Source organism: Saccharothrix sp. HUAS TT1 (genome assembly GCF_040744945.1).
Classification (GTDB): domain Bacteria; phylum Actinomycetota; class Actinomycetes; order Mycobacteriales; family Pseudonocardiaceae; genus Actinosynnema.
This window is the reverse complement of record NZ_CP160453.1, coordinates 1,818,316-1,830,819: the sequence shown is the minus strand read 5'-3', so window position 1 is coordinate 1,830,819 and position 12,504 is coordinate 1,818,316. Positions and strand designations below refer to the sequence as shown.

General features: G+C 71.7%; 11 protein-coding genes and 3 tRNA genes. 3 read left to right on the top strand and 11 right to left on the bottom strand.

Annotated elements, in window-relative coordinates:
* Positions 1 to 20 precede the first annotated feature (20 nt).
* The 4 genes from AB0F89_RS09025 to AB0F89_RS09010 form a co-directional block, all read right to left on the bottom strand.
* Positions 21 to 97, bottom strand: a tRNA-Phe gene (locus tag AB0F89_RS09025).
* A 36-nt stretch (positions 98 to 133) separates the two neighbouring features.
* Positions 134 to 207: transfer RNA gene (locus tag AB0F89_RS09020), tRNA-Asp, on the bottom strand.
* 34 nt (positions 208 to 241) lie between these two features.
* Positions 242 to 314 (bottom strand) — tRNA-Glu (locus AB0F89_RS09015).
* A 266-nt stretch (positions 315 to 580) separates the two neighbouring features.
* Positions 581 to 826 carry a hypothetical protein gene (locus AB0F89_RS09010; protein WP_367134471.1) on the bottom strand — a complete coding sequence of 82 codons (246 nt, stop codon included), beginning with the start codon at positions 824 to 826 and terminating at the stop codon, positions 581 to 583.
* 164 nt (positions 827 to 990) lie between these two features.
* Here AB0F89_RS09010 and AB0F89_RS09005 point away from each other — a divergent pair, with 164 nt between their 5' ends.
* Complete coding sequence (locus AB0F89_RS09005) at positions 991 to 1,386, top strand: hypothetical protein (RefSeq protein WP_367134469.1); 396 nt, start codon at positions 991 to 993, stop codon at positions 1,384 to 1,386.
* 272 nt (positions 1,387 to 1,658) lie between these two features.
* Positions 1,659 to 1,967: a hypothetical protein gene (locus tag AB0F89_RS09000; RefSeq protein WP_367134467.1), complete on the top strand. Its 309-nt coding sequence runs from the start codon at positions 1,659 to 1,661 to the stop codon at positions 1,965 to 1,967.
* Between the two features lie 92 nt (positions 1,968 to 2,059).
* Here the strand turns inward: AB0F89_RS09000 and AB0F89_RS08995 are convergent, their stop codons facing one another.
* From AB0F89_RS08995 to AB0F89_RS08980, 4 genes are all read right to left on the bottom strand, one after another.
* Positions 2,060 to 2,263 (bottom strand): cold-shock protein, encoded by a 204-nt coding sequence (locus AB0F89_RS08995; protein ID WP_310310099.1) that lies wholly within the window; start codon positions 2,261 to 2,263, stop codon positions 2,060 to 2,062.
* Between the two features lie 213 nt (positions 2,264 to 2,476).
* Positions 2,477 to 3,304 (bottom strand): glutamate ABC transporter substrate-binding protein, encoded by an 828-nt coding sequence (locus AB0F89_RS08990; RefSeq protein WP_367134465.1) that lies wholly within the window; start codon positions 3,302 to 3,304, stop codon positions 2,477 to 2,479.
* Between the two features lie 157 nt (positions 3,305 to 3,461).
* Complete coding sequence (locus tag AB0F89_RS08985; RefSeq protein WP_367134463.1) at positions 3,462 to 4,130, bottom strand: oxygenase MpaB family protein; 669 nt, start codon at positions 4,128 to 4,130, stop codon at positions 3,462 to 3,464.
* Entirely contained in the window at positions 4,130 to 4,300 is a 171-nt protein-coding gene (locus AB0F89_RS08980; protein ID WP_367134461.1) for an oxygenase MpaB family protein, read from the bottom strand. The genes AB0F89_RS08985 and AB0F89_RS08980 overlap by 1 nt, the downstream gene beginning before the upstream one ends.
* A 198-nt stretch (positions 4,301 to 4,498) precedes the next feature.
* On the opposite strand from AB0F89_RS08980, the gene AB0F89_RS08975 reads away from it, so the two are divergent.
* A complete protein-coding gene (locus AB0F89_RS08975) occupies positions 4,499 to 4,954 on the top strand; it encodes an excalibur calcium-binding domain-containing protein (protein WP_367134459.1) in 456 nt (151 codons plus the stop codon).
* Positions 4,955 to 4,976: 22 nt separating this feature from the next.
* Here AB0F89_RS08975 and AB0F89_RS08970 read toward each other — a convergent pair whose 3' ends face one another.
* The 3 genes from AB0F89_RS08970 to AB0F89_RS08960 are packed head-to-tail and all read right to left on the bottom strand — an operon-like array spanning position 4,977 to position 12,456.
* Complete coding sequence (locus AB0F89_RS08970) at positions 4,977 to 9,878, bottom strand: DNA repair ATPase (protein ID WP_367134456.1); 4,902 nt, start codon at positions 9,876 to 9,878, stop codon at positions 4,977 to 4,979.
* Positions 9,875 to 11,872, bottom strand: a complete 1,998-nt coding sequence (locus tag AB0F89_RS08965; RefSeq protein ID WP_367134454.1) for an SPFH domain-containing protein — start codon at positions 11,870 to 11,872, stop codon at positions 9,875 to 9,877. Before AB0F89_RS08965 ends, AB0F89_RS08970 begins: the two co-directional genes overlap by 4 nt.
* A complete protein-coding gene (locus AB0F89_RS08960; protein ID WP_367134452.1) occupies positions 11,872 to 12,456 on the bottom strand; it encodes a hypothetical protein in 585 nt (194 codons plus the stop codon). The genes AB0F89_RS08965 and AB0F89_RS08960 overlap by 1 nt, the downstream gene beginning before the upstream one ends.
* Positions 12,457 to 12,504: the final 48 nt, after the last annotated feature.

The following is a 12,504-nucleotide window of genomic DNA, read 5'->3' as shown; positions in this document are numbered from 1 at the left end:
AGGGGCTTTCTCGAACGTTCTGGTGGCCAGGGGCGGGGTCGAACCGCCGACCTACCGCTTTTCAGGCGGTCGCTCGTACCAACTGAGCTACCTGGCCAGGTAGCGGCTCGACCAACCTGGCCGAACTGCCTTGCGACCCAGACGGGACTCGAACCCGCGACCTTCGCCGTGACAGGGCGACGCGCTAACCAACTGCGCCACTGGGCCTTGCTGCACTGCAGTATTGCACATCGGTACTACGTGCCCCCAACGGGATTCGAACCCGCGCTACCGCCTTGAAAGGGCGGGGTCCTAGGCCGCTAGACGATGGGGACCCAGTTCCGCCGGCAGCCCTTGGGCCACCTTCTTTCCCAGGCCCTCCACGCTGTCCGGTGGAAGCATCGTAAGCATAGAACACGAGTACCCACACCTCCAAAACGGGGGTGGCACAACTTGTTGACCTGCGATTCCACCCCTGTTCGCGGCGGTTCGCCCGCCCGTCGGCGACCGCGGGGCGGGCGGTGGCGGGCCGCCGGCGCCGGGCGGGCAAAGCCGCGGCCCCCTCGGAACACGTCCGAGGGGGCCGCGGGTCGTGCGGGTCCTACCGCTGCACCGGCGGCACGCCCCCGTCCTCACCCGGGGTCAACCCGAGCATGTCGAGCAGCAACCGGCAGTCCTCGGCGCTGGTGGCGCCGCGCGCCACCGACAACCGAGCCCGGTGCACCTGCTCGTCCGAGATCCGCGACGGCTCACCGGTTCGCTGGGCGGGCACCCCACCGCCGCCCGGCCTGGAGATCGATTCGTCCTGGTTCCACAGGAACTGACGCACTTCAAGGGACCCGCTCATGACGCCTCCCCGACTTGAGGTTGGCGCGAGGCTAAGCGAGCCTGTCGAACCACCGCAGCCCCCCGGAGAGTGATTCACAGACAACGGAGCGTCACTTTCCGTGTAGGCCACTTGGTGTCAAGCGCCGCGTGATGTGCTTGTCGCGAACGAGGAGGGTGCAACCCATGACCGAACCGGTACCGGGGCAGACGCCGGAACCGCCCGAGGCCGCCGACCCGCCGAAGGCCGGAACCGACCCCGCCGAACCCGCAGTCGCAGCGGAGCCCGCAACCCAGCCCGAGCCCGCAGCCGAAACCGCAGCCGAGCCCGAGCCCGCAGCCGAAACCGGGCCCGCGGCCGAGCCAGGGCCCGAGACCGCGGCCCACCCGACGGCGGCGAACCCGCACGAGTTGTTCGGCAGCCTCTCGCTGGCCGACATCGAGGCGGACATCGACCGGCTGATGAACGACAAGATGAGCGAGCTGGACGGGATGCTCGCCGGCCTGGAGGAACTGGTGCAGCGGCTGGAGGGCGAGATCACCAACCTGGAACCGCCGCCCGACGACGCGAACACCCCCTAGGGAGCGCCGCCACAGGCGCGCGCCGACGTGCTCCGCGGACCGCGGCCGGGGTTCCAGTCACCACCCACCTGAAGATTTCGGGCCAACCCACTCCCCAGGTCCGCGTGCGCGTGCAACAATCCGAATTGCTGACACACCCCCGGTCAGCACCTGTGGAGATCCCCTCCGGCCCCCGCGTTCCTCCCCCTGGCGCGGGGGCCTCTCCATGCACACATCTGTGACCCAGGCCACACTTTGGCCGGCACCGCAATCCAACCGTTATCGTGTCCGCCGTGCCTCTTGGATCCCTTGGACGGTCGAAGTCAGGCCGGCACCGCCCGCCCGCTGCCGAACTGGACGAAGCCCAGCCGGACGACGACCTGACGTCGTACCTGGCGGCCCTCGCCCCGGAGACCGCGGACCCGGAGACGACCGCCGGGACCAGCTTCGGCAACGCGCAGGTCTACCAGCTCCGCCTGCAGCTGATGGCGAACGAGCAGCTGAAGGAACTGGCCGCCGAGCGGCAGACGTCCCCCCAGGCGCTGGCCACCGAGTGGGTCATGCAGCGGCTGGAGTGGGAAGCCCGCCAGCGCGGCTACTGACACCCCGACGACGAACGGCGAGGCCCCCGACCATCCCGGTCGGGGGCCTCGCCGCTTGCTGGGAAGAAGTGAGTCGGAACGATCCGCCGCGATCAGACCTTGCGCACGTTCTGGGCCTGCGGCCCCTTGGTGCCCTGGCCGATCTCGAACTCGACCCGCTGGTTCTCGTCCAGGGTGCGGAAACCCTGGCCCTGGATCTCCGAGTAGTGCACGAAGACGTCCGGCCCGCCGTTCTCCTGCGCGATGAAGCCGAAGCCCTTTTCGGAGTTGAACCACTTGACAGTGCCCAGTGCCATGTACCTGCCTCCATCGCAGGAAAGCTTGGGGCTGCACCGTGCAGCCCCGGCCGTCCCGGGGCGTTTCCCCCACTGCTTCGAGTGGGGACGGCACGCCCGCGTGTCGTTCCGCGAGCGTGAGACACGAACACAGAAACCACGGCCTGCGTGGCAGAGCGTATCGGTTGGTGACGCCCAGCACTACACCCCCGAAGTCATTCGTCCACCGGACAGCTACTTCTCGGTCACCTTGGGTGGTTCCGGGAGTTCGACGCCGGCCTGCCCGATGTTGCGCTCCAGCGCGGACCGCCACTCGCCGGAACCGACCATCCTCTCGATCGCCGCGTTGACGTCCGACCTGCCCTCGGCGTCGTCCTTGGCCAGGCCGATGCCGTACCGCTCGGTGGTGAACGGGGCGCCGACCAGCTTCAGCAGCTCGGGGTTCTCGGCCACGTAGCCCGCGAGGATCACCTCATCGGTGGTCACCGCGTCGACGTTGCCCGCCAGCAGGGCGATGACGCAGTCGGAGTACTGGCCGTACTCCACCAGCTGGACGTCCTGGGCGAACTGGTCCTTGACCTTCTGCGCGGACGTCGAGCCGGTGACCGAGCAGAGCCTCTTGCCGTTCAGCGTCTCGGGGCCGGTGATCTCGTCGTCGGTGTAGCGCACCAGCACGCCCTGGCCGGTCTCGAAGTAGGGGCCCGCGAAGGCCACCCGCTCCTTGCGCTTGTCGGTGATCGAGTAGGTGGCGACGACGAAGTCCACCTCGCCGGAGGCGATCAGCTCCTCGCGGTCGGCCGAGCGGGCCTCGCGCCAGGTGATGCCGGACTCGTCGACGCCGAGCTGCGCGGCCACGTACTTGGCCACGTCGACGTCGAAGCCGACGTACTTGCCGTCCAGCCTGCGCTGCCCGAGGCCCGGTTGGTCGAACCGGATGCCGATGGTCAGCCCGCCGTCGTCGGCCTTGCCCGCCAGGGTGTCGTCGCTCGCGCCGCCGCACGCGGCGACCAGGGAAAGGGCCGCCACCAGCGCGGTCGCGGGCAGCAGTCGTCGGAACAGCATGAGCTGCGTCAACCTCTCGGGTGCTTGGGGCGGCGCGGATCGACGCGCCGGACGTTGTTCATGCTAAGCAAACCGAGCGGTCCCACCGGTGCGATAAAGGTCGCAATGGTCCACGCCACTGCGCCGTTCGGCGCAACGGCGGCTGTGAGCCTGCTCCCTAGGACGGCAGCAGCGCGCGCCTCGGCGCGACGCGCAGGCCGAGGCGGCGGATCGCCTTGGTCACGTGGCCCTCGGGGACGCCCCAGCGGATCGACGCCGGGACCAGGAGCGCGGCGGTCCGCGCGGCGCGCAGCAGGGCCGTGGCGACCGGTTCGGGGTACGGGCGGTGGCCGTGCAGGGCGATGGCCCACGGTGGCAGCACTGAGTACGCGAGGTGGCCGAGCAGCGGCCCGTAGGCGTCCAGGCCGAGCCGGAGCAGGCCGTCGACGGGCGGGCGGTGCAGGAACCGGTACACGACCTCGGAGTCCGCCGTGCGCGCCAGCTCGGGCCGCACGGCGGCGAAGTAGTCGGCCATCGCGGCGGCGCTGCCGGGCACCTCGTCCTCGTGCAGGCCGACGAGGGCGGCGGTGCGGCGCTGCTCGTCGTAGTAGCGGTCGACCTGGGCGTCGGTGAGCCGGTAGCCGGCGCGGCGCAGCACGGTCAGGAAGCTGTGCACCTCGGCGCAGTGCACCCAGAGCAGCAGTTCGGGGTCGTCGACGCGGAAGCTCCGGCCGGCGGCGTCCTTCGCGCGCAGGGTCCGGTGCGCGCTTCGCACCCGTGCGGCGGCACGGTTCACCTCTTCGGTGGAGCCGTAGCTGACCATGCCGACGAAGTCCGCGGTCCGCATCAACCTCTGCCCAGCGGGTCCCGCTGGAAGCTGGAGTTCTGCACGACGGCCGCCACCGCGCGCGGGTGCAGCGACTGGAGGTGGAGACCGGCGATGCCGGCGACCCGCATGGCGGGGTCGGCGTGCAGTTGCCACGTGACGCTTCCCGGTCCGGGCAACCCGACGTCCACCACCCGATCGTGTCACGCCATTCGCTCTGCGTCACCCCTGGGACCTGCCGGAACAGACCGGTCGGTAACACCTTTAGCGGCGTGAACGATTCCACGTGACACCGTGGAGCGTCCGGAGCGGGTGCAGGGATGAGCAGTGGCAGGAGTGTCGCCTTCGCCGGAGTGGCGCTGTTACTCGCGACCGGCGCCCTCGTAACGATGGCGATCTCGCTGAACGAGCCGCGTCCGGTGGACGTGCGGCGGGTGGAGCAGGGCCCGGCGGAGCCCGGTGTGCTCAGCGCCACCTACACGACCACGCTCGAAGCCGCCCGGCCGACGACGATCGCGGTGGTCGTGCCCGCACCGGGTCAGCGGCCGAACCCGCCGGTCGTCGTCGCGACGGTGGCCGAGACCACCACGACGACGGTGGAACCGCCGCCACCGCCGTCCAGCACCGCGGAGAGCACGACGTCCTCGCCGCCGCCCCGGGACGAGAACTGCGACCCCTCTTACGCGACCAGCGGCCCGTGCGTGCCGCGGCGCTTCCCGCGTGGCGTGTGGCGGCTGTGCGACTGGCTCCACGACCAGGGCACCACCCGGATCGAGGTGGTCGGCCGGGACCGGCACCACCTCGACCGGGACCGGGACGGCATCGCCTGCGAACCCGTCGACTGAGGCCGTCCCGGTCGGCCGGCGGTCAGCGGTCGGCGATGCGGTCCAGGGCGGCGCCCACGCGGTCGGACAGCAGGGACAGCGCGCCGACCGTCCGGGACGTCGGGTCGTCGTCCGCACCGCCCAACGCCTGCGCGCGCACGTAGGCCGCCTTGACCTCCTGCCAGCGGGCGGCCTGGGCCGGGGTCAGGGCGCCGCGCAGCTCGGCCAGCTTCAGCAGGTTCGCCTCGGCGCCCGAGGTCAGCGTCTGCGCCTCGCCCGCGTAGTGGTCGTCGATCACCGCGGCCAGCTCGGCGTCGTTCATCACCGGCACGACCTTCTCCGCCAGCTTGTTCATGTTCCGGTACGAGCCCTGGAGCTGGAACGGCGGCTCGACGCGCGAGGCGTCGGACTGGGCGGCCGAGGCGATGTACGCCTGGTTGTTCGCCAGAACGACCCGCTGCACGCGCAGCAGCTTGCGCAGCACCGACAGCACCTGCTCCAGCTCCACCGACGTGTAGGGGTGCGCGAGCCGGTCCGCCCGCACCTCCTCGCCGCGGGCCATCCGCACCAGCAGCTCGACGTCGCCCCGGTCGCGGGTGGACAGCGGCGCGAGCACCGGGTTGGACGTCAGCGCGTTCTCGACGTAGCTCAGCGCGAACAGGTCCTCGCGCCCGGACAGCACGTCGCCGAGGTTCCACACGTCGGCGCGGTTGGCGAGCATGTCGGGGATGCGGAACCGCTGCCCCGACTCGGTGTACGGGTTGCCCGCCATGCACACCGCGAACCGCTTCCCGCGCAGGTCGTAGGTCCGCGTGCGGCCGTCCCAGACGCCCTCCATCCGCCGCTGCGCGTCGCACAGCGAGATGAACTTCTGCAGCAGCTCGGGCGACGTGTGCTGGATGTCGTCCAGGTACAGCAGCACGTTGTTGCCCGCCTCCAGCGCGAACGAGATCTTCTCGACCTCCTGCCGCGCGGTGGCGTTCGGCGCCTCCGCCGGGTCGACCGACGTCACGTCGTGGCCCAGCGACGGGCCGTTGACCTTGACGAACACCAGGCCGAGCCGGTTGGCCACGTACTCCATCAGCGTGGTCTTGCCGTAGCCGGGCGGCGAGATGAGCAGCAGCAGGCCCATCTGGTCGGTGCGCTTGGCGTCACCGGCCGCGCCGAGCTGCTTGGCCAGGTTGTCGCCGATCAGCGGCAGGTAGACCTCGTCCAGCAGCCGGTTGCGGACGAACGCGCCCATCACCTCCGGCCGGTACTCGTCCAGCCGCAGCCGGGCCCGCTCGCGGGCCACGACCTCGTTGCGCCGGCGCTGGTAGGCGCGGTAGGCGGGCACGCGCTCGGCCCGGAACGCCCTGGTCCGCGCCAGCAGCTCGTCCAGCCGGAACGCCAGCGACCGGTCGACCACCCGCGGGTGCGTGCCGAGCAGGCCGTCCACGGTGGCCGAGAGCTGCGCCGACGACTCGTGCCGCGGCAGGTCCCGGCACAGCTCCAGCGCCACCGCCTCCGGCAGGTCGGGGTCGGTCGCGCCCGCCAGGAACGCCTCGTACCAGCCCTCGACCAGCCGCCGCCGCACGTCGGGGTCCTCGATCGCGCGCAGGTCGTCGTCGAACTCCTTGCGACCGCCCAGCGCCCGGTGGAACGCGTCCACCAGCGCCCGCGCGCCGGCGCTCGTGGCGAACCCGGACGGCGCGCCGCACAGCTCCTCGAACAGGTACTCGCCCGCCAACGGGTCACCGGCCGCCGCCGCCAGCTCCGCGCACAGCTCGTCGATCGCCGCCGTGTGCCCGAACACCTCCCGCGCCCGGCCCAACGACGTCGCCCGGCGCTCGAACGACGCCCGCACGCCCTCGTCCGCCGACGCCCAGAACAGCTGCGCCGCCGCCCGCGCGGCAGGCGGGTACCGCAGCACGCCCGCGCCCGCGTGCAACCGCAGCAGCACCTCCAGGACCCGTGCCGCGTCGTGGTCGTGCACACCGCGCTCGTAGCCCTCGTCCAGCCGCGACTCGGCGACCTCGCGCACCAGCTCCGGCAGCCGCTCCTCGGTGACGGCGGCGTGCAGCTCGTCCAGCGGGCGCGTGGCCAGGATCGACGCGGCCAGGTGCTCGGCCCGGTAGACCTCGGCCGTCTCCGACACCAGCAGCTGGTCCCAGAACGGCCTGGTGTCGGCGAACCCCGGGTCGCGCACCGGCGAGCGGAAGTCGGTGCCGGTGAGGGCGAATGACAGCTCGCCGTCCTTCGGCACCAGGGTCAGGTCCACCGGCTGGGTGTTCACCGCGAACCGGTGCCTGCCGAGCCGGATCGTCTCGCCGTCGAACAGGTCGAGCCGGTCGCGCAGCGCCCGACCCGCCTCCTGCCGCGCGGCCAGCACCCGGCCGTCCAGCTCCTCGGCCCGCACCTGGTCGCCGATCGACCGCAGCTCGTCGGCCACCGACCGGACCCGGGCCACCATCGGGTCGGACGCGAAGTAGGTGTTCACCTCGTCCAGCGACGCCAGCGACGCCACTCGCCGGGCGACGCTGGTCAGGATGCGGTCGGCCGACGTCGCCAGCCGGTCGGCGCGCCGGGCCCGGTCGTCCAGCAACGCCTGCTTGCGCGAGGAGAACGCCTCGTAGACGTCCGTGCGCTTGTCGCCGAGCCGGGTCAGGAAGTCGTCGAACCCGCCGAACCGCGACTCCAGGTTCTCCAGCTGCAGCAGCAGCCTGCCCAGCTGCTCGTCGCACCGCTGCGGCGTGTCCGCGACCGCCAGCGCGCCGGTGATCGCCTGGCCCAGCAGCGCGAACTCGGCGGCGAACTCGGCCCGGCCCTCGGTGGCCAGCAGTGCCCGCCTGCGACCGTCCACGGTGGCCCGCGCCCGGTTCAGCCCGCCCAGCACCTCGCCGATGCGCTCCAGGATCGACGTGCGCACGGTGGCGTCGGCGATGTCCAGCGAGCCGACGACCTCGGTCAGCACCTCCAGGCCGCGCTGCTGCTCGCCCAGCTCGCCGACCACCGGCTCGGCCTCGGCGACCGTGCGGATCGCCTCCGCCCGGCCCACCAGCGCCTCGACCTGCTCGTGGTAGCCCGTGAACGCGTCGTCGCGGCGCAGGTGCTCGACCGCCCGCCGGGCCGTGCCGCCCAGCTCCTCGTCCAGCGACGCGACCAGCTCGTCGATGCGGGCCACGTCGGCGTACCGCAGCTCCTTCAACGTCACCAGGTGGCCCTGCGCCCGCCGCAGGTCGGCCAGCTGCCGCACCCACGCGTCGGCCGTGGTCGGCGCCTCGCCGCGGGCCCGGCGCACCATCGAGGCGATCCGCTCGCCCGCCTCGGCCACCGCGGACGCCGCCTGCGCGGTCAGCGCCTGCACCGCCTCGAACTCGTCCAGCACCTGCTCGGCGGTCGCCCGCACCTGCGCCAGCGGCGCGCGCAGGTCGCCCAGGTCCGGCTCGCCGAGCCAGTGGTAGGAGTCGAACACCCTGGTGCAGGAGGCGATCAGGTCCTCGAACACCGGCACGGACGGCGCCATCTCGCCGACCATCCGGCTCACCGACAGGCAGTCCGAGATGCCGCGCACCAGGTCGGCGTTCCCGACCCGCTCCAGCGGACCAGTGCCGACCGGCTGCGCGGCGGCGTAGGAGTCGGACAGGTACGGCGTCTGCCACACCTGCATCGGGTGCACGCGGGTCGGCTCGTCGCCGGTGGCCCGGAACACGACCAGCGTGCCGTCGTCGAACAGGGAGAACCCGTGGCACGACAGCGGGTTCGCCACCTCCTTGCGGATCACGTTGTACGGCAGCAGCAGCGACCGGCCGTCGCGGCGGGCGTGGAAGACGAACAGCACGTCCTCGCCGTTGGTGGACCGGATGACCCGCTCGAACTCCAGCTCGTCCACCGGGGTGTCGAACGTCTTGCCGACCCCCGTGGCCAGGTAGTAGCCGCCGGGGAAGATCAGGCCCTGGTCCTCGGGCAGCCGCTGACAAGCCTGGCCGATGCCGTCCAGCCGCACCACGGACCGGGTGCGGGTGTTGAACACCAGGTGCCGCCACGCGGTCTCGTTGTACGGGCGGACGCGCAGCAGGACCAGCGACCCGACCCGCGCGTACTGCACCTCGGCGTCCGCGAGCGACTGCAGCGGCTCGTCCACCGGCTCGGTGTAGACGCCCTCGCCGGTCTCGGTGTTGTTCTCCACCTTGATGGTGAGGTCGCCGCCGATGGTCTCGACGAACACCTCGTCCTCGATCGAGATGTGCGGGTGCCTGCCCAGCACGTGGTGCTCGCGGCCGGTGGTGGTCCACTCGAAGTCGTGCGACGGCGGGAACACGTGGTCGCGCTCGCCCCGGTTGTCCAGGTACTCGACCGAGCCGTCCACGCCGACCCGCCAGCGCAGCACCCGGGTGTCCTCGATCCGCGCGCCGGTCTGGAACACCGCCAGCAGCTTGCCCTCGACCCGGCGCAGCTGCACCAGCCGGGTGTCCCGGTAGTACCGGTACAGCTCGGCGAAGTCGCGCTCGAACCCCGGGTCCCGCAGCAACCCCGGCAGCTCGTCGTCGGCCGCGTCCTCGAACCGGAACGCGTCGCCGTCGCGGGTGAAGCGGAGCAGCGAGAAGACGTCGTCCACCGTCGTCTCCGGCTTGAGGCCGATGAAGACGTTGTAGCCGAACAGCATCAGCCCGGCGACCTGCGACCCCCGCTCGTCGGCGACGGAGACCGAGACGCAGTCCCGCGGCACGCAGTTGTGCTCGGTGCGGATCCGCTCGGTGCCCAGCAGCGCCAGCTCGGCGCCGCCGAACACCTCCAGCCGGCGCGCGTTGAGCGCTTCCGCCCGGCTGGTGAGCCCGGCCGCCTGCTCGGCCAGCCGGGCCCGCAGCACCTCGTAGGTGCCCGCCTCCAGGTCCGCGCCCGGTGACGCGGCGGTCGGGGTCGTGGGAGCGGCGGTCGGGGTGGCGGCGGTCGGGGTGGCGGTCACGACAGCGAGGCCACCGGCCGCTCGGCCACGCCCAGGCGCTGCGCGGCGGCCAGCAGCTCGCGCAGCTTGCCCTCGTCCGGCCCGCCCGAGTTGATCAGCTTGAGCAGCACCGCGGACACCGTTAGGTTCTTCACGTCACCGGTGCTCAGCGAGCCGAGCAGCCTGCCGATGTCGTCGGTGAAGCTCGCCGACCCGTCCAGCCACGGCCCGGCCAGGGTCTGCGCCACCTCGGAGTGCCCGACGAACCCGTCCACCTGCTTGCCGACCGTGATCGCGCCGACGATCCGGTCGAAGAACATGCTGTCGCCACCGACGATGTCGATGTCGGCCTTCTCCAGGCCCGCGGCCAGCACCATCGCCTGCGACTCGGCCACCTGCCGCTGCACGTCGATCCCGGCGAGCCGGACCTCCTTCTCGGTCTCCAACCGCAGCCGGTACTCCTCGTGCTCGCGGGTCGCCTCGTCCAGCGCGGCCATCGCGCCCGCCTTGTCCGCCAGGCCCTCCGCCTCGCCCTTCAGCTTCTCGCGGATCGCGAGCGCGACGACGAGCGCCTTCTCCTTCTCCACCACGGCCTCGGCGCGGCCGACCTTCTCGATCGCCTCGGCGTCCCGCTCGCGCACCTGAACGCCGGCCAGCCCGGTCGCCGCCGCCTCGGCCTGCTTGCCCTCGGCCAGCCGGATCATCGCGCGGGTGTCCAGCTCGGCGGCCTGCTGCCGCGCCTCGGCCAGCAGCAGCTCCTCGCGCGCCCTGAACTTCGCCGCCTGCTCCGCCGCCTCGGCCGCCTTGATGTCCTTGACCAGGCCCTCCTGCGCCTCGGCCTCGGCCCTGATCACCACGGTCTGGCGCTGCCGCTCGGCCTCCTCGACCGCCCGCAGCCGCTTGATGATCTCCTCCTGCTCGGCCACGGTCTTCTCCACCGCGATCCGCTCCCGGACCACCTCGGCGATGGACCGCTTCTCGGCCTCCAGCTCCTTGTCCGCCGAGATCCGGGTCAGCTCGGTCTCCCGCTCGCGGCCGATGACCTCCAGCATCCGGTCCTTCTCGATGCGCTCGGTCTCGATCGCGATCACGCGCTCGCGGTTCTTCTCCGCCACCGCGATCTCGCGCGCCTTGTTCTCGGTCTGGATGCCCAGCTGCTCGTCGGTGCGGATGTGCGCGGTGTCGGCCTTGAGCCGTTCCTCGGCCTGCACCTTCGCGATCTCCGCCTCCTCCCGCGCCCGCATCGTCTCGACCTCGCGCTTCTGCTTGATCTCCGCGTCGGCCTGGCGGCGCTCCAGCTCCAGGATCGCCTCGCGCGCCTCGACGTTCTGGCGGGTGATCTCCTTCTCCTCGTGCCGCGTGAACTCGTTCGTGCGCACGTGCTCGATCGCGGTCAGCTCGGTGATCTTGCGGATGCCCTGGGCGTCGAGGATGTTCGACGGGTTGAGCTGCGCCATCGGCGTCTGCTCCAGGTAGTCGATCGCCGCGTCCTCCAGGCTGTAGCCGTTGAGGTCGGTGCCGATGACCTGGATGATCCGGTCGCGGAACTCGTCGCGCTTGGTGTAGAGGTCGATGAAGTCGAGCTGCTTGCCGACCGTCTTCAACGCCTCGGAGAACTTGGCGTTGAACAGCTCCTGCAGCGTCTGCTCGTCGCTCGCGCGGGCGGTGCCGATGGCCTGGGCCACCTTGATGACGTCCTCGACGGTCTTGTTCACCCGCACGAAGAACGTGATGCGGATGTCGGCCCGGATGTTGTCCTGGCAGATCAGGCCCTCTTGGCCGGCGCGGCGGATCTCGATGGTCTTCACCGAGATGTCCATGATCTCCGCGCGGTGCAGCACGGGCAGCACCACCGCGCCGGTGAACGTGACGTCCACCTTGCGCACCTTGGAGATGATCAGCGCCTTGCCCTGGTCGATCTTGCGGAACAGGCGGCTGATCAGGATCAGCAGCCCGATCACGACGACCAGGACCACGGCGACGAGGATGCCGAACCCGGTGGTGATGACGTCCATCAGCTGTCCCCCAGTGGGTAGGTCGGGCGGTGTCCGAGGTCGAGCGGCGCGACCCAGAAGAACTCGCCGGCGACGTCGTAGTCGAAGATCAGCGCGGTGGCGCCCGCGACCAGCAGCGGGTCCTCGCCGGGTTGGCGCACCTGCACCACGGCCGACGAGCCGTCGGCGGCGGTGACCTCGGCCTGGCCGAACGCCCGCGTCACCCGGCCGGTGCGGATGACGCAGGGCCGGCCGACGAAGTCCAACCGGGACGCGGGCGGGTCCGCCGGGAACAGCCGCCTCAGCGGGCGCATCGCCGGCCTGGTCAGCGCCAGGCCGACGACGAGCGCGCCGCCGAGCACCGCCGCGCCGGCCGGCGTCGACCGCGGCTCGACCAGGACCACGCCGGTGAGGCAGGCGAACCAGGAGAACGCCACTGCCAGGGAGATGCCGATCGTCGCGGGCACGCCGCCGACGTCCAGCTCGACCCAGTCCGCGTCCGCGACGCCGAAGGCGACGAGCAGCCAGTAGGCGACGACGAGCACCAGCAGAACGCTCAGCACCACGACCGGGAAACCCAGCGCCGCCGCGAAGAACCGCCCCATGCACCCCCCTTTTCCGGGACCCTAACCCGGATCCGCCGCCGATCAGGG